This is a genomic window from Achromobacter sp. JD-1 (assembly GCF_038594925.1).
GTDB classification, from domain to species: domain Bacteria; phylum Pseudomonadota; class Gammaproteobacteria; order Burkholderiales; family Burkholderiaceae_B; genus Achromobacter; species Achromobacter spanius_C.
In genome coordinates this window covers 1-17,104 of sequence record NZ_JBCGCS010000024.1, presented here as the reverse complement: position 1 = coordinate 17,104, position 17,104 = coordinate 1, and the positions used below count along the sequence as shown (strand labels likewise).

The following is a 17,104-nucleotide window of genomic DNA, read 5'->3' as shown; positions in this document are numbered from 1 at the left end:
ATCTTCCCTTACGACATTGCCGGAGCTGAAGCCGCCAGCCGCGCTTCAGCGTCAGTCAAGCACTGTTTCCCCCGCACCTGTCGATTGACCAAGATGTCGCGCAACGCGACGTCCTTGGTAAAGCTCTCCTGTGAATATCGAAAGCGCAGTTCCAGGTAGTGGCGAACGTCGCGTTCTGTGACTAGCCCCAGTTGATCGGTGGCCTCACTGGTGAAGAGATTTAGATGCCGCCAGAGCACGGATTCATTCTCTGGGCGGCCGTACGCCGGAAAGCGTTGACGAAAGTCGCGTGCGCAGTCGCGCATGAACCACGCGTGGCTGGCTTGGCCAAGCGCTGCCTCATCGTTCGCTGTCAAAGCGATGGGGCTTTCCGTTATCCACGAAGTGAAAGCGGTTTCCGGTGCATCGGCACACAGCCACTCGCCCGACAGCACATCACCTGCGTGCCAGACAAAGCGCTGAATGGGGCCGAAAAGCTGAGATAGACGATCTGCTGGCAAGCCTTCACAGAGTTCTTCAAGGGCGCGCGCGGCATGGAGACTGAAAGCGATCGGAAAACCATCAGATCCCAACAGTTGGTGCAAGTGCTGGAGGTGAGCCACGAGCATGGCTTCGTCGTCAGGGCCTAGCAGAATCAAGCCCGCCTGCTGGCCAAGCCAGTGGTCGAGCGCGAAGGTAAAGAGCGGCTCGTCCAGCGGTACCAGCAAAGGCCCGCCGCGATAGCCTGGAGAAGCGTATTCCCAGGGCGTGTCGCGCCACACCCAACGATAGTCAAAACGCTTGGTTAACTTCAGCAGGTCTTGTTCAAGTGTTTCGCTGTGTGCTCCGCTCAGCCAAAGCCAAGGCCGTGCGCCCTGTTGGAGCGTGGCCCAGTTCAGGTGAGGCAGTGTGTTCACCACTTGACGCGACCAGTTGGATTGATCGGACGTGGTGTCCTTCATGCCGTTTCCGTATGGCCTGGAACGCTGAGCGTTGCTTCGAATATCTGCGGGGCGGTGAAGGTCAGGAAGTCGGACGAAGAAGTCATGGCGTGCTCCCGCCGAGGACGGACCGTAGTGGCCGTCTCAGGCGTCAAGTGGTGGTAACCACTTTTAGAAGCAAGCTCCTAAGCAGGTAAATGAGAACAATCTTAGAAATGTATGGGACATGTCCTGTTCTCTTAGGCGAACCTGTTCGGGAGCCAGCCGGACAACGGCTTAGAAGCGGCCGCGCAAGGTCAATGCGGCGCTGCGCGGCGTCCCGTAGAAGTTGCCGTAGTCCAGGTAACCGACCGTGCTGTAGTAGGTCTTGTCGAACAAATTGTTCACGTTGACCTGCGCCGACCAGTTGTCGCTGATCTGGTATTGGGCAAACGCATTCCAGATCGCGTAGCCGGGCTGCGTGAACTTGTAAGGCTTGCTTTGCTTGCTGAGGCTGCCGTCGGCATTACGCAAGTACGCGCTGCCGCTGACATAGGTGGTGCTTTGGATGCTGACGCCGCCGCCCACTTTCCAGCGATGCAGTTCGCCCGGCAACTGGTAGGTCGCAAAGATCTTGGCCATGTGCTTGGGCGTCAGGGGCTGATAGCTGCCTCCCGACGCATTGCGGTCGCGATTCTGGTTGTAGTTGTAGCTGGCTGTCAGTTGGACGCCCGGCGCCACTTCCCCGCTTAATTCCGCGTCGAAGCCCTTGCTGACGATGTTCCCGTTGGGCAGGAAGCAGCAAGTCGCGCCGTTGCCCGCCCTGCTGGACGGATAGGTCGTATCGCGCACGGCGGCATTCTTGCGCTCGATCTGATAAATGGCGAACGCGCTATGCAGCTTGCCGTCCAGATGCTCGCCCTTCAGGCCGATCTCGTAGTTGCGGCCGGTTACCGGGTCCAGCGGGTTACCGGGCGCCGGGCCTTGCAGGCTGTTGGCTTGCGATTTGAAGGTTTCGGCCACGCTGGCGTAGGTGGTCCAGGTGTCGTTCAGATCAACCGTCGCGGCCAGATAGGGCGTAAAGACATTGTCGTCCTGGTACTGGGTCACCGAGGTTGCAGTGACCTCTCTTGCGGCATTCAAGGTCTGGTTCGTGAATGTGTAGTCGTACCGGCTCAGGCGGCCGCCCACAATCACATGCAGCGGATCGGCCAGATGCATGTTCAGCGACCCGTACACGCCGGCCTGCCGCGTGTCGGTGGTCTGATTCCACATCGGCGTGAAGTCCGTGTCGCGCGGGTAATCGTAAGGATCGAACTCAAAGATGTCAGGCACCGCCTGACCGCGGTTGGACGGTTTGGAACCATAAGTGCTGGGCCGGAAACGTTCCCAACTGGCGCCCACCACCACCTGGTGGCGGCGGCCCCACAGGCCAAACGAACCATTGGCGGACAAGTCGATGGACGTGTTCTTGAAGTGCTCGTTCTGGTCGCTGGCGGTGTCGAACAACCCGCTGCCCGTCAAGGGGTCGATCGCGCCGGAGAAATAGTGATCGAAACGGTCCTGGTGCGAATTTTCATGGTTGATGTCCAGGTTGGCGCTCCAATCGCCTCCAAGCTGCTGCGTTACATGCCCGAAGAGATTGACGATGGTCCGGGTCGCCTGATCGTCGGCGCCGCTAAGGTAGGTATTGCGGGGAAGCTTCAGGTCCTCGCCGGTGGCATAGCGCGGCAAACCGTAGCCCTGATAGGACGAATCCCGCTTTTGATAAGAGGCCCCGACAAAGGCCATGGTGGTGCTGGTCAGATCCGCTTCAAGAATCCCGTAGCCCAGCGTGCGGCGGCTGTGCGCCACATCGTAGAAGAAATTCTTGTCTTCATAGGCCAGCACGCCGCGCCCACGCAACTTGCCGTTTTCCGTCAGCGGGCCACTCACGTCCAAATCGGTACGCTTATAGGCCCAACTGCCTACCTCGGCCTGCGCGATGACCTGCAATTCCGGGGTGGGTTTCTTGCGTACCAGGTTGATCGTGCCGCCCGCTTCGTTGGCGCCGCCAAACAGACCGTCAGCACCGCGCAGCACTTCGACGTGATCATAGAACGCCATGTCATCGTCCGCACCGAACGAGCGGTACATCGACGCCCCGCCATCCACGCGCATATTGCCGATTGCGAATCCGCGCGACAGGTAGTTGCTGCTGAGCATCGCTCCCTGGAACATCGCGATGCCTGGCGTGGCGCTCATCACATCGTTCAGGCTGACCAGACGCCGGTCTTCGATTTCTTGCCGGGTGATCACCGACACGCTTTGCGGCACCTCGCGCAGCGCTTGCGCCGTCTTGCCCCCCACCGTGGCCGAACTGGCGGTGAAAGAACCCGTGTTTTCGGTCACGCCCACGCGGCCCAGCACGGTGACGGGCTCAAGCTGCGTCACGCCGGGCGGCGGCACGCGAACCAGGCGATACCCGTCACGCTCGGGCAGCGCCTCCAGACCCGTGCCGCGCAGCAACGCCACCAGCCCTTCCCTGACGCTCATCACCCCGTCCACGCCCGGACTCTGCAAACCCGACGTGACGGCGGGATCGCTTGCGATCAACACTCCAGCCTGCGCGCCGAAGCTCAACAAGGCGGCATTCAAGCCACCCGCGTCAATGCGATAGGCGCGACGTTGATCGTCGGCTGCCGCCTGCGCCCAGGCAGAAGACGGCAGATGGGGAAGGATTGCGCCAAGCAATACCGACGCAAGAAGGGTGTGGCGGGCGGCTCGGGGAAAGGCCATGACTCAGAGTTCCTAGACTGGGATGGAAAACAGATACGCCGGTGTGTTGGCGCCGTTCTCTATCTCTTTCGCTCGAACGCTGAATTTCCGCCTTTCCTGTAACAACTTCACCGCGCCCTCAGTGGGCGGCGCTCAGGGTCACCCAATATCGCGTGCGGTAATGCACCCGCACCGGCAACACCCGGGGCAGCATCGTCAGAATGCTGTCGGTGTCCGCCAACGGATACGTGCCCACCACTTCCAGCCGCGCGATGGCGGGATCACAACGCAGCACGCCAGTCCGGTAGCGGGCCAATTGCGCCACGAAGTCGCCTAACGGCATCCGGTCGGCCAACAACATGCCATGCGTCCAGGCGTCCGCGCCCGGCGCCACCGGCAGCACCGGACCGGTGCCCAACGCTTGCAGCGCCGTATGCTGGCCTGCCAGCACCCGAGTCACCCGCCCATCGGCGCGCGCGACGATATCAACCGCCCCTACAAAAACGGCGATCTCATAGCCTCGGTCAGCCCCGTTGTCGCGCACGGAATAGCGCGTACCCACAGGCGTCAGCACGCCGTCGCGCGTCATCACCGACAGCGGGCCCAAGTCGTTGGGACTGGCGCTGGTGATCAAGATTTCACCCGAACGCAGCACCAGGGAGCGAGGCCGCTGGTCCAGGCGCAGGTCCAGCGCGGTGCCCGGCCCCATGACGATGCGCGTGCCGTCATCCAACGTCAGGGTGCGCAGTTCGCCCGTGCCCGTGCGCTGATCCGCCAGCAGGACGGGCCAGCGTTCCCACGGTTCGGCGGCCCATGCCAGCCCGGCCACAGCGCCGCCCGTCACCATCCACTTGAGCGCGTCGCGGCGCGCGCGGCGCATCGCGGCCCGCTCGATCAATTCGACCGCGACCGCCGGCGGCGCCACGGCACAGCGCGCCGCAAGATCGCCGCGCATGGCGCACATCCGCTGCCAGATGGTTTCGTTGTCGGGATGCGCCTGACGCCAGCGCAGACAGGCGGCCACCGTCGCGTCGCTGGGCTCGCCTTGCAGCCGCGCCATCCAGTCGGCCGCCTGCGCCAGGCGCTTGCGATCGACCGGCAGGCCGTCCGGGGCACGCTTGCTTAGCATCGCGGCGTCAGCCATAGATCGCCAGATAGCAATGCTGCAAGGCCTTGGACAAGGCTTTCTGTACGGCGTTGGTGGAAATGCCCAATTCGCGGGCGATCTCGGGCTGCGACAGGCCTTGCACCTGCGCCAGCATGAACACCCGGTGCACGTGCACCGACAAGCCATCCAACACGGCGCACACCGCCGTCACCGCCTCGACCACCAGCGCCTGCTCTTCCGGCGAAGGGGCCACGTCGACGGGCTGGCGCGCCAGCACCTCGCAATAGGCCCCCTCGACGGCCGCCCGGCGGTAGTGGCCGATCGTCAGCGTGCGAGCGATGTTGGTCAGGCAGGCGCGCGGCGCCGCGATGATGGCGCGGATATCGTCACGCAAGACCCGTTCGAAGGTGTCGTGCGCCAAGTCGGCCGCCTGGTCGACGTTACCCGTCTTGCGCCGCAGTAGTGTCACCAGCCAGCGGTGATGGACGCGATAAAGGTCCTCGACCGCCTGGCCTTTCATAACATCGGATGAGGAAGACACGGCTGCGCCCGCACCAAAATGGAACAATAACGATTCGCATTATAGACACGACACGGACGGCATGGTGGACGGCGCCTTCAGCGAATACATCGACCAATGCAACGACGCGATGTGGCTTCTGGACCGCGAGTGGGTGGACTCGGTGGGTGGGGCTCGGTGGGTGGGCCCGTTCAAAGCCTTGTATTTGCAGACTATTCTGGCGCGGCAGGAGGGGCTCGAACCCCCGACCCCGGGCTTAGAAGGCCCGTGCTCTATCCAGCTGAGCTACTGCCGCGCAGTCTTTTGATGACCCCGGAAGATGTCCGGGCGCCGCATTTTACCTTGTTGCCGAAAAACGTGTAACGCGGCCCACCGCACGCGCCTCTCCTCCCCCACGCCCCTACTCGTCCTCGATATCCGCGTGCGTGGACACCCACAGCACCATCGCATCCGCCTCGCTCAGGCTGATTACCCGGTGGCCCATGCGGCTGTCTATATAGAAGCTTTCGCCCGCCTTCAAACGCGCCGGTTCGTAGAACTCGGTGTACAGCATGACCTCCCCTTCCAGCACGTAGACGAATTCTTCGCCGCGGTGGCGGCTCCAGTCCTGGAATTCGTCGAACGAGCGCGCCTTGACGCGGGTGTGAAACGGCATCATGCGCTTGTGTGACAGCGCGGTGCACAGCAGGCGGTGGTCGTAGTACGGGGTTTCGTATTGGCGGCCTTCGCCTTCGCGGCTGAGGCTGCGGCGGCCGGTGCCCATGTGGGCGTCGGACGCGGTGAAGAGTTCGGCTACGTCCAGGTCCAGGCCCGCGGCGATCTTGATCAGGTTGTCGTAGGTGGGCGACAGCAGGCTGTTTTCTATTTTCGACAGCGTGGACGCGGCAACGCCGGTGGCTGCCGCCGCCTGCTTCAGGGTCCAATTGCGCGCTTGGCGCAGGGCCCGCAGCCGTTGCGCCAACGCGCTTTGTTTGTTGCCGTGCATCCTGTGTACCTTGTCATGCCCGCGTGGTGCGCTCCCGCCACCAGTCGCGCGCCTGGTAAGACCAATAAGTCAGTTGAACCGCCGCCGTGCCCAGCCCGCCGCCGTTCCAGGCCAGCCCAAAAGGTTCGAATAATTTATAGCGTTGCGTGTCGCCGGTGATCCCTTCGGCCACGACGCGCCCGCCAATGGAGGTGGTGTTCATGCCGTGCCCGCCGAACGCCGTGCAATACCAGACGTCTGGCGCCAGCTGGCCAATCTGCGGCATCAGATGCCGGGCGTAAGCCATGCGGCCCGACCAGGCGGTTTCCACGCGCAGCCCCTGCAATTGCGGGTAAACGGACAGCAATTCGCGGCGCAGCGATTCGGCCAGATCGGGTGGGTCGTCGACACGGGTGGTGATTCTACTGCCCCAGCCGATACGGCCGCCATCCAGCACGCGGTAATAATTACCGGCGCGGCGGTCGTCGCCGATGGCGGCGGTGCTGCGGATGGCCTCAAGCACGCGGTCGCCCAGCGGTTCGGTCAGCATGATGTAGGTGGCAATGGGCAGCATCGCGCGGCGCAGCGCGGGCACGACGTCGCCTGTGTAGCCGCCGGTGGCCAGCACCACGGTGCGCGCTTCGATCTGGCCTTGGGCGGTTTTCAGGTGCTTGACGGCGCCGGTCAGCGTGACGCCGGTGACGGGGGAATCTTCATGGATGCGCACGCCCAGGCGCACGCATTCTCGGGCCAGCGCGCGCGCGTAGTTCAGCGGATGAAAGTGAAACGAGGCCGGGTCTTCGACGCCTTGGTGATAGACGTCGGACAGCAGGCGTTCACGCACCTGGCTGCGCGTCAGGAAGCGCACATCGCGGCCAAAGTCGCGGCGCTGGGCGTCACACCATTGGTTCAGCGCGTCGGTGGCTTCGTAGCGCACCACGCGCAGCCGGCCGTCGACCTTGTGGGCGTCGGCGATGGCCAGTGTGCGGATGTTGTCGCGGATGATCTCGACGCCTTCCATCGACAGCCGGTAAAGCTGGCGGTAGTGGTCTTCGTCCACATGGCGCTTGATGGCGTCGGCGCCGGCCGAAAACGCGGGCGACACCGAGCCGCCGTTGCGCCCGGATGCGCCCCAGGCGATGCGGCGCCCTTCCAGCAAGGTGACGCTGCGGCCGCGTCGGGCGAGTTCCAGCGCGGTGGACAAGCCGGCCAGTCCGCCGCCCACCACGCAGACGTCGGTGCTGGCCACGCCGGCCAGCGGCGCATAGCGCGTGTTCGCGTCGGACAGCGTGCGCTTGTAGTAGGTGTCGATGTACTCGGAGGCCATGCCGGTTCAGGTCCGTGTCAATGCAGGCTTGCGCCTTGCAGGCCGCCCGTCAGGCGCTTTTCCAGCCAGTTGGCCAGGCGCAGCAACGGGTAGCAGTAGATGAAGTAGATGGCGGCGATCATGCCGTAGATGAACAGCGATTTAGCGGGAAAGGTAATGATGAATACCTCGCCCTGGCGCGTCAGTTCGGTAATGCCGACCACCGACAGGATGGCGGTGCTTTTGATCAGCATGACGTAGACGCCGCTCATGGGTTGCACGATCAGGCGCATGGCCTGCGGCAACACGACCAGCCGCAGGATCTGCAGGGGTCGCAGGCCCAGCGTCATGGCGCCTTCGGTCTGGCCGCGCGGCACGGACTGGATGGCGCCCATGACGATTTCAGCGACGTAGCAGGACGTGTACACGGACAGCGACACGAAGGCGGCGGTGGCGGAATCCCAATGCAGCAGTTCGATGCCGGAGTTGGGCAGCACGAAGTAGAAGATATAAAGCTGCACCAGGAACGGCGTGCCGCGCAGGATGTGGATGTACAGGCCCAACAACTGGTGAATACCACGGATGTGGTAGCTGCGTATCACCCCTATCACAAAGCCCAGCAGCGAGCCCGCGATGATGGCCACGAACGATATCTTCAGCGTTTCCCAGAAGCCCTTCAGCAGAAAGGGCAGCACGACGCCGGCGGTGGAAAGATAGGAATCCAGCATGCTTACCTCGCGTTCCAGGCCGGGCCGGCCAACCAGAGGCTGACGCCTCGCGACAACAACAGCATGACGCCGTAGATCAGCAGGTAGCCCGCGGCAATCGTCAGGAAGCTTTCGCTGGGCACGATGCGGTCACTGTTCATCTGCACGCCGGCCGCGACCAGTTCGAATACGGTGATCAGCGACAGCAGGGACGTGTCTTTGATCAGCACGGCGGTCTGCCCCAGCAACGGCGGCAGCGTGTTGGCGAATGCCTGCGGCAGCACCACGTAGCGCAGCCGCTGTTGATAGTTCATGCCGCAAGCCTTGGCGCCTTCGATCTGGCCGCGCGGCACGGATTCAATGCCCACGCGGATGATCTCGCTCATGTAGGCGGCGTGGTGCAGCGTCATGGCCATGATGCCCAGCACCATTTCGCTCCAGCGCCCGGCGCCCGGTATCACCATGGGCACCGCGTAATACACCAGGTAGATCTGCACCAGCAAGGGGGTGGACCGGATGAATTGCACGTAGGCCGCCACCGGGCGCCAGATGGCGCCGCGGCGCGACATGTGCAGCAAGGCCAGCGGCACGCCGGCCAACACGGACAGCACCAGGCTGGCGCCCGCCGCGATCAGCGTGTTGGCCAGGCCCGTGGCGAATTCGCCCGTGTACTGGCTGACGATGCGCCAGTTGTAGTAGTCGATCAGCCAATCCATGGGCGCTCCGGTCTCCTGGTTATGTGGCGCGGTTTATTGGTGGTCTTTCTTCCAGTCGGTGGAGTACCAGTACTTCACCTGCTCGGGCAGCGTGTTGTCGGCGGTCTTCAGCGTTTGCCAGTTATCCAGCCAGAACTTCAGGCGGAAGGCGTTGGGGCCGACGGCAAACGCCAGCGGCTCGCGCACCATCACGCCGTCCAGCACGCGCAGGTTGCCGAAGTCCACCAGGAACTGGTTGGCGGTGGACATGGACATGATGCCGGCGTCCAGACGGCCGCTGGACAGGGCCTGGCCCACCGGGGCGCTGCCGCCCGAGAACTCTTTCATGGTGGCCTTGGGCAGCATTTTCTTGCCGGCTTCGGCGTAGGTGCTGGCGCCCAGCACGCCAACGTTCAGGCCTTCCTTGTTCAGTTCCTGATACGACTTGTAGGGCGAGTCCTTCTGCACCACGGCAACCGTTTCGGCATAGAACATGGGCGCCGAGAACAGCACTTGCGCCGCGCGCTGCGGGGTGGGCGTCATGTCGGCGGCCACCATGTCGGCCTTGCCGGACAACAGCGCCGGCAGCAGGCCCTTCCATTCGTAGTCTTGCAGGACCAGCTTCACGCCCAGGTCGTCGGCCATGCGCTTGGCCACTTCCACGGCCAGGCCGGTGCGCTTGCCGGATTTGTCCATGAAGCTCATCAAGGGGCCCGAGGTTTGCACCGCAACGCGCAGTTCGCCGCGCTTGATGATGTCGCTTAGTTCGTCGGCTTGCGCGGGCAGCGCCACGGTGCTGGCGGCGACGGCGATGCTGGCCAGGCCCAGCCATTGTTTGATTTTCAGCATTTCGATATTCCCTTGTGGTGGATGACGTCGTTCCGGGCTTGGCATAGGGTGTTGCCGCATGGCCGGCAGCGCCCGGATTTGCCGGACCGGCCTGTGCTTGGACTGCTTGAACTGCGGTAGTTGCTTGAACTACAGAATCTTGTCCAGGAAAGCGCGCGTGCGCGGCTCCTTGGGATGGCCGAACACTTCGTCCGGCGTGCCCATTTCCACGATGCGGCCGGCGTCCATGAACAAGGCCCGGTCGCCGACGTCGCGCGCGAATCCCATTTCGTGGGTGACGACGGCCATCGTCATGCCGTCACGCGCCAGTTGCCGCATCAGTTCCAGGATGCCGCCCACGGTTTCAGGGTCAAGCGCGGACGTGGCCTCGTCGAACAACATCAGCTTGGGGTCCATGGCCAGCGCGCGGGCGATGGCCACGCGCTGCTGCTGGCCGCCCGACAACTGGCTGGGATAGCGTTCGCCGAAGTCGGCCATGCCGACGCGGCCCAACAGATCGCGGGCGTAGCGTTCGGCATCTGCGCGACTGCGCCCGCGCACCACGCGCTGGGGTAGCGCCACGTTGTCCAGCGCAGTACGGTGTTGGAACAGGTTGAAGTGCTGGAAAACCATGCCGACATTGGTGCGCCAGCGATTGACGTCGGTGGCCGGGTCCGTCAAGGACACGCCGTCCACGCGAATGGTGCCGCTATCAATGCTTTCCAGGCCGTTCAGCGTGCGCAGCAAGGTGCTTTTGCCGGAGCCCGACGGCCCGACCACCACCATGACTTCACCCTTGTTCAACTGGCAATCAACGCCGTCCAGCGCCAGATGCGGGGGCTGCCCGTCGCGATGGAACGTTTTGGTGACTGCCTGGACATCCAGTAAAGCGTCTGCCACTGATGCACCTCGAAAACCGCGCTTAAGCGGGTTAAGCAAAAAAGTTTCGCAATTCACGCTGGAGTTTCGTATAGTAAATTTTTTTCCCGAATCGCCACTTAGGCATAACCCTTAAGCGAAGCCATGACTTCGCTGGCAATCCAAGGAACCGGCATGGACACCCCCCAAGACATCCTGCGCGCGCTCGGCCTGAACCCCGACGCGCTTACCGGCGGCACGCTGACCGCGCGCAGCCCGATCGACGGCGCTGAACTGGCGCAGGTGCATGAGCACACGGTGGCCCAGGCCCATTCGGCCATCACGCGCGCCCGCCAGGCCAGCCTGGCCTGGCGCGACGTGCCGGCCCCGCGCCGAGGCGAATTGATCCGCCTGTTGGGCGAAACCCTGCGCGAGAACAAGACGGCGCTGGGCCGCCTGGTCAGCCTGGAAGCCGGCAAGATCGTGGCTGAAGGCGAAGGCGAAGTGCAGGAAATGATCGACATCTGCGACTTCGCCGTCGGCCTGTCGCGCCAGTTGTACGGCCTGACCATCGCGTCCGAACGCCCCGGCCACCGCATGATGGAAACCTGGCATCCGCTGGGCGTCATCGGCGTGATCAGCGCCTTCAATTTCCCCGTGGCAGTGTGGTCGTGGAACGCGGCGCTGGCCATCGTCTGCGGCAACGCCGTGGTGTGGAAGCCCTCTGAAAAAACCCCGCTGACCGCCCTGGCCTGCCAAGCGCTCTTCGCGCAAGCCATGCAGCGTTTCGGCGACGCGCCCGCCGGCTTGTCCGAAGTGCTGATCGGCGGCCGTGACGTGGGCGAAGCGCTGGTGGATTCGCATACGGTGGCGCTGGTGTCGGCCACCGGCTCCACCCGCATGGGCCGCCAGGTAGGCCCGCGCGTGGCGCAACGTTTTGGCCGCGTGCTGCTGGAACTGGGCGGCAACAACGCCATCATCGTCGGCCCCACCGCCGACCTGGACATGGCCGCGCGCGGCATCGTGTTTGGCGCCATCGGCACGGCCGGCCAGCGCTGCACCACCACCCGCCGCCTGATCGTGCACGAAAGCGTGGCCGACGCCCTGGTGCAACGCCTGCACAAGGCCTACGCCAGCGCCCCCATCGGCAACCCGCTGGACAGCGGCAACCTGGTCGGCCCGCTGATCGACCGGGGATCGTTTGACGCCATGCAAGACGCGCTGCGCGCCGCGCGCGAGCAAGGCGGCAAGGTCACCGGCGGCGAGCGCGTGCTGGCCGATGAATACCCCAACGCCTGGTACGTGCGCCCGGCCATCGCCGAAATGCCCGGCCAGACCGACGTGGTCTGCCACGAAACCTTCGCCCCCATCCTGTACGTGATGCGCTACCAGGAATTCGGCGACGCGCTGGCCTTGCAGAACGGCGTGCCGCAAGGCCTGTCGTCGGCCATCTTCACCAATGACCTGCGCGAAGCCGAGACCTTCCTGTCGGCGTCCGGTTCCGACTGCGGCATCGCCAACGTCAACATCGGCACGTCCGGCGCCGAGATCGGCGGCGCGTTCGGTGGCGAAAAAGAAACGGGCGGCGGCCGCGAATCGGGTTCCGACGCCTGGCGCAATTACATGCGCCGCGCCACCAACACCATCAACTACTCGCGCAACCTGCCGTTGGCGCAGGGGATCAAGTTCGGCGAGTAAGCCTGCTGGAAAGTCTGCGAACATTGGCTTGAAATGCAAGGCCCCGCGCGGTTGGATCCGCGCGGGGCCTTGTTGCATGGGCCATCGCACGACATCCTGCGTAACACCTGTTTATTACATGGCCTACATCCGATAAGCCTGGCTTACAAACAGTTGCGGCAGGCGATGCTACATTTCTTCGTCACAAGAAAAACACACCGTTCCCATGTCCCTACGCCGTCTTGCACACCCTCACTTCGCCCTGCGCACCCTGACCGCCGCCGTCGCCCTGAGCGCCGCCGGCTCGGCCGCGGCAGGCGTGTCGTACCGCCTGGACCGCCCCTCCGCCGCGCCCGGCGAAACCGTCCGCATCGAAGCCGTGTACTTCAACGACGGCAGCGCACGCGCCAACTGGGAAGCGCCGCCTGAACTGGTGCTGCAATGGCGCAGCCAGGACGGCCAGATCGTGCGCAGCCTGGCCAAGCTGGACGGCGACCGCGCCAGCTATAGCGTGCCCGTCAACAACTTTGCCCGCATGGCATGGAAGGCGGTGGTGCCCAGCAATGCGCGCGGCCTGCAGGCCGTGTCGATTGAAGGCGAGCCGTCCTTGATGGCGCTGGACGCCACCGGCCGCGAAAGCGGCACCCTGGCCAGCACGCCGGCCCAAGGCCCGGTGGTGGACGCCCGCAGCGGCCAGCCCCTGCCCGTGGCCGCCGTTACCGCCGCGGGCGCATCGCCCGACGGCGGCCCCGCGCCCGACGCCACCGTGGCGCCTACCGTGCAGCCGCAAACCGCGTTCGACCGCTTCCGCAGTTCCATCTCGGAATACAAGCCCGTCTACTTCGACATCGGCACGCGCGGCCGCACCACGGCGCGCTTTCAGATCAGCGCCAAATACCGCTTGTTCAGCCCGTCGGGCGACCGCCCGGCAACGTGGGGCGAGAATTTCTACCTGGCCTATACCCAGACCTCGCTGTGGGATTTGCAGGGCGATTCCATGCCCTTCATCGACACCACCTTCAACCCCAGCGCCTTCTGGCTGTCGGACAACATCTGGCAATCCGCCAACCAGAACTGGCGCTTCGGCATGAACACGGGGGTGGAACACAGCTCCAACGGCAAGGATGGCGAAGACTCGCGTTCGGTTAACGACGGCTACATCGAACCGCGCTTTCACTACCGTTTTGACGGCGGCAGCACGCTGACCTTTGCGCCTAAGGTCAAGGCTTACTTTGGCGTGGCCGATGAGAACCGGGACTACGCCGATTATGCCGGGCACGTTGATTGGCAATTGCGTTGGGCGCAGGACAACGGCGCGGTGGTGTCAGCGATGTACCGCCAGGGCGATCAGAAGCGCCGGACGACGCAGTTGGACTTTGCGTGGCCGCTGCAACGCACTTGGTTGAACATGAACGGGTATCTGCATTTGCAGTATTTCAACGGGTATGGCGAGACATTGCTTGGGTATAACCAGCGCAATGAATCGCAGTTCCGGGTGGGGTTGTCGTTGGTGCCTTGAGGGTGATGGGGGACTTGCGGGCGTTGTGTGATGGGTTGCGCGCGTTCGGTGGTGGGGTTCTTTTTCCGTCGTTCGCGCGCTTCACCCATCCTACGTGATGGGTGAACGGGGTTCGCGTGACGGGGGTGCCGCGCGTCGCCCATCCGACGCATTACGAGGCTGGGTTCAGGGATTCGTAGACTAGGGTGGCCAGCGTCAGGTCTTCCAGGGCGCTGCCGACGGCCTTGAAGACCGTGATTTCCTGGTCGGTTTGGCGGCCGGGGCGGGTGCCGGTGGTGAGCTGGTACAGATTGCCCTGGATGGCGTCGCGCGTTAGTACGCCGGCGTCGAAAGCTGACAGCAGGTCGCCGGATTTGGTGGGGGCTTCGTCGGTATCCACGTAGACCGTCGTGCCGTCAAAGCAGGCCGGATCCGTTTCACGCATCTCGGGCGTGAAGCTGCCGATCAGGTCCAGGTGCGTGCCCGGGCGCAACCAGGCGCCTTGTATCAGCGGCACGGTGGACAAGGTGGCGCAACTGATGATGTCGGCCGCGCGCGCGGCGGATTCCAGGTCGGTCGTGGCCTGGGCGTCGAAGCCTTGTTCACGCAGTTTTTCCGCCAGCGCCTGGGCGCCGGCCTCGCGCACATTCCACACCATCACACGCTGAATTGGGCGCACGGTACGCATGGCTTGCGCCACCAGGCCCGCGATGCGGCCCGAGCCCACGATCAGCAGCGTGCTCGCATCCTTGCGCGCCAGGTAATCCGCCCCCAACGCGGCCGCGCCCGCCGTGCGGTAGACGGTGACGATGTCGCCATCCACCTGCGCGATCGGCACGCCCGTCGTGGCGCTGTACAGGTTGTAGGTGGCGTGCAGGCCGGGCAGGCCCTGGTGCGTGTTCTCGGGAAAGATGTTGATGATCTTCACGCCGAAGTAACCGCGGTCGCTCCAGGCCGGCATGATCAACGTGGTGCCGTGCGCCGTTCCCGACTGGATGGCGTGGACGTGGCGCGTGGGCACGGTGGCGCCCTGGCGGAATGCCTCGCGCAAAGCGGGAATGACGGCGTCGAATGACAGAGCGCCGCGTGTCTGTTCGGTGTCGATAAAGCGCATGGGATCAGTGCCTGAAAAGGGTCAATCAATCAAAGAGCCGAAGGCAGTCTAGCAGCGTGGGCAGTGGGTCGTGATGATCATGGGCCGGATTGTCGAGATCCCGCCCACTCGGGAAGCTATTGGCGGACTTGATCCAACCCTGGATGGAACCTCCGACATCCATTGCCAATGGCATTCCAGGATGCGCTCCTATTCTCCATTGCCACGGCATTCCAGGTGCGCCTGCGCCGGCCATTGCCAATGGCATTCCTGGATGCGCCCCCGCCCTCCATTGCCAAGACATTCCTGAATTGCGCCTGCGCCAGTCATTGCCAAGACATTCCCCGATGCGCCCCGCCCTCCATTGAAGGCATTCCCTGGCGCAGCTATCCCTGGTCGCCAAAAAAATTGCCTGCGATGACGCAGGCAATTTTCAACCGGGCTTAAGCCACGTCCGGCACGGGCAGCGGCTCGCCCGCGCCGGTGCGTTCGGTGATCAGCTTGTAGTGCTGCGGGCTGCGATGCTTGGCGAAGTTGAAGACGTGTTCGCGGAAGGTCTGGCCCATGCCCAGGTCGATCTTCGCGGTAATCACTTCGTCTTCCTCGCCGCTGGAACGCGCCACGATCTCGCCGGACGGCGCCACTATCATCGAACTGCCGATCATGTGGTGGCCGTCTTCATGGCCGCACTTGCCGGCGGCGCCGACCCACACCGCGTTCTGGTAGGCGCTGGCCTGCAGCACGATCTCGTGCGTGGTGGTGCGCAGGTGCGCGGGCTCGTTCCAATGGATGTTCAGCGACGGCGTGTTGTAGCCCAGCACAATCAGCTCGGCGCTTTGCAGCGACATCACGCGGTACGTCTCGGGCCAGCGGCGGTCATTGCACAAGCACATGCCGATCTTGACGTCGTTGGTCTCCCACACGCCAAAGCCCAGGTCGCCGACTTCAAAAAACTTCTTCTCAAGATGCTGGAACGGCGCGTCAACCTTGTGGTCCGAGTGGCCCGGCAGATGGATCTTGCGGTATTTGCCGATGATCTTGGCCGAGCGATCCACCAGAATGGCCGTATTGAACTGGCGGCCTTCCGGCGTCACTTCCGCATAGCCCAGGTAAAAGCCGATGCCCAGCTCGCGCGCGGTGTCGAACAGCGGCTGCACATCGGCATTGGGCATGGACTTTTCAAAGAAGCGGTCCACGGCTTCGGCGTCTTCCATCCAGTAGCGCGGGAAGAAGGTCGTCAGGGCGAGTTCGGGAAACACCACGAATTCCGCCTTGCGGGCGGCGGCCTCACGCATCATCTCGACCAGGCGACGCACAACCACCGCGCGGGTGTCGGCAAGATTCACGGCGCCCATCTGGGCGACCGCCAGGCCCATTTTGCGGGCGGGGGATGCGTTACTCACGATGTCAATCTCCAGAAGTTCGTTTCGAATGGGGTTCGAGTGCCGGGGGGGGGGGTGCGGCGAATGGCGCGCGCGACCGTAAGAAAGAAGCATGCATGCCTTCGCGACTTTGCGATACCGTGAGCGGTTGGGTTGCGGCAGATGGCGGCCTGGGCGGAAATTGTGGCCAAGGCGCTGATTAAATTGAGGATTCAGCCCGCGGACGGTGTTGGCGGACGGCCCAGGCATAACCCTGGATCATGGACGCCATGCAAACTTTTATATCGGGTTTCCCCGCAGTGTCGGGCGTGTGCTTCGACGGCGGTTGGTGTGGGTTGATCGTGATGGGTTGCGCGCGTTAAGCGTCGGATTTCGCGTGACGGGCGTGCCGCGCTTCACCCATCCTACAAAGTACCGTCGCGTCAGGTGCCGAGGATAGGTCCGTTGAATCAGGTGCCAACGTCCGTCGTCGGATTACATGCCAAGAGAGGTCCGTCGAATCACGCCCGGAAAATGCCACCAAACCAAACGCCAAAAGAGGCCGCCCGCGCGGCCGGCTTTGGCGGCCCTGCACACTGTTCCAATCCCTCACCAGCCTCACAGAAGCATGCCAAGCACACCGCCCGCCCCAGCAACCGACAAGTTTCTGCGGCGCAGCTCGGGGTGGTGGCGGCCTGGTGGCGCGGGGAGTCGATAAGCCCGAGGGAATCCGAAGGCAGCCGCCGCAGGCGGCAACGAGATTCTATGGTTTGGGTCAACCCATAACCGGCCGCAATTTCCCAGGATCGAAGGACTGACCAGTGCGCCAGACC

14 protein-coding genes and 1 tRNA gene are annotated in these 17,104 nt (G+C 63.8%); 2 read left to right on the top strand and 13 right to left on the bottom strand.

The window, feature by feature from the left end; all coding sequences use genetic code 11:
* Positions 1-8 precede the first annotated feature (8 nt).
* The 11 genes from WBR68_RS26535 to WBR68_RS26485 form a co-directional block, all read right to left on the bottom strand.
* Entirely contained in the window at positions 9-941 is a 933-nt protein-coding gene (locus WBR68_RS26535; RefSeq protein WP_230695694.1) for a DUF4123 domain-containing protein, read from the bottom strand.
* A 255-nt stretch (positions 942-1,196) separates the two neighbouring features.
* Entirely contained in the window at positions 1,197-3,677 is a 2,481-nt protein-coding gene (locus WBR68_RS26530) for a TonB-dependent siderophore receptor (protein WP_230695693.1), read from the bottom strand.
* A gap of 118 nt (positions 3,678-3,795) precedes the next feature.
* Positions 3,796-4,800, bottom strand: a complete 1,005-nt coding sequence (locus tag WBR68_RS26525; protein WP_050450273.1) for a FecR domain-containing protein — start codon at positions 4,798-4,800, stop codon at positions 3,796-3,798.
* A complete protein-coding gene (locus WBR68_RS26520) occupies positions 4,793-5,305 on the bottom strand; it encodes a sigma-70 family RNA polymerase sigma factor (protein ID WP_230695692.1) in 513 nt (170 codons plus the stop codon). Before WBR68_RS26520 ends, WBR68_RS26525 begins: the two co-directional genes overlap by 8 nt.
* 197 nt (positions 5,306-5,502) lie before the next feature.
* Positions 5,503-5,579: transfer RNA gene (locus tag WBR68_RS26515), tRNA-Arg, on the bottom strand.
* A gap of 105 nt (positions 5,580-5,684) precedes the next feature.
* Entirely contained in the window at positions 5,685-6,269 is a 585-nt protein-coding gene (locus tag WBR68_RS26510) for a helix-turn-helix domain-containing protein (protein ID WP_050450275.1), read from the bottom strand.
* Between the two features lie 13 nt (positions 6,270-6,282).
* A complete protein-coding gene (locus WBR68_RS26505) occupies positions 6,283-7,575 on the bottom strand; it encodes an NAD(P)/FAD-dependent oxidoreductase (protein ID WP_050450276.1) in 1,293 nt (430 codons plus the stop codon).
* A gap of 17 nt (positions 7,576-7,592) precedes the next feature.
* Entirely contained in the window at positions 7,593-8,282 is a 690-nt protein-coding gene (locus WBR68_RS26500; protein WP_050450277.1) for an amino acid ABC transporter permease, read from the bottom strand.
* 2 nt (positions 8,283-8,284) lie between these two features.
* Positions 8,285-8,977, bottom strand: coding sequence for an amino acid ABC transporter permease (locus WBR68_RS26495; protein WP_050450278.1), 693 nt, complete (start codon positions 8,975-8,977; stop codon positions 8,285-8,287).
* Between the two features lie 33 nt (positions 8,978-9,010).
* Positions 9,011-9,805, bottom strand: a complete 795-nt coding sequence (locus WBR68_RS26490; RefSeq protein WP_050450279.1) for an ABC transporter substrate-binding protein — start codon at positions 9,803-9,805, stop codon at positions 9,011-9,013.
* A gap of 129 nt (positions 9,806-9,934) precedes the next feature.
* Positions 9,935-10,684: an amino acid ABC transporter ATP-binding protein gene (locus tag WBR68_RS26485; protein ID WP_342490521.1), complete on the bottom strand. Its 750-nt coding sequence runs from the start codon at positions 10,682-10,684 to the stop codon at positions 9,935-9,937.
* Between the two features lie 153 nt (positions 10,685-10,837).
* Here WBR68_RS26485 and amaB point away from each other — a divergent pair, with 153 nt between their 5' ends.
* Both amaB and WBR68_RS26475 read left to right on the top strand, forming a co-directional pair.
* A complete protein-coding gene (amaB, locus tag WBR68_RS26480; RefSeq protein WP_050450281.1) occupies positions 10,838-12,340 on the top strand; it encodes an L-piperidine-6-carboxylate dehydrogenase in 1,503 nt (500 codons plus the stop codon).
* Positions 12,341-12,545: 205 nt separating this feature from the next.
* Positions 12,546-13,838 (top strand): phospholipase A, encoded by a 1,293-nt coding sequence (locus tag WBR68_RS26475; protein WP_127185330.1) that lies wholly within the window; start codon positions 12,546-12,548, stop codon positions 13,836-13,838.
* Between the two features lie 151 nt (positions 13,839-13,989).
* Here the strand turns inward: WBR68_RS26475 and WBR68_RS26470 are convergent, their stop codons facing one another.
* Entirely contained in the window at positions 13,990-14,931 is a 942-nt protein-coding gene (locus tag WBR68_RS26470; RefSeq protein WP_127185331.1) for an ornithine cyclodeaminase family protein, read from the bottom strand.
* A gap of 422 nt (positions 14,932-15,353) precedes the next feature.
* A complete protein-coding gene (locus WBR68_RS26465; protein ID WP_205737011.1) occupies positions 15,354-16,286 on the bottom strand; it encodes an N-carbamoyl-D-amino-acid hydrolase in 933 nt (310 codons plus the stop codon).
* Between the last annotated feature and the right edge of the window lie 818 nt (positions 16,287-17,104).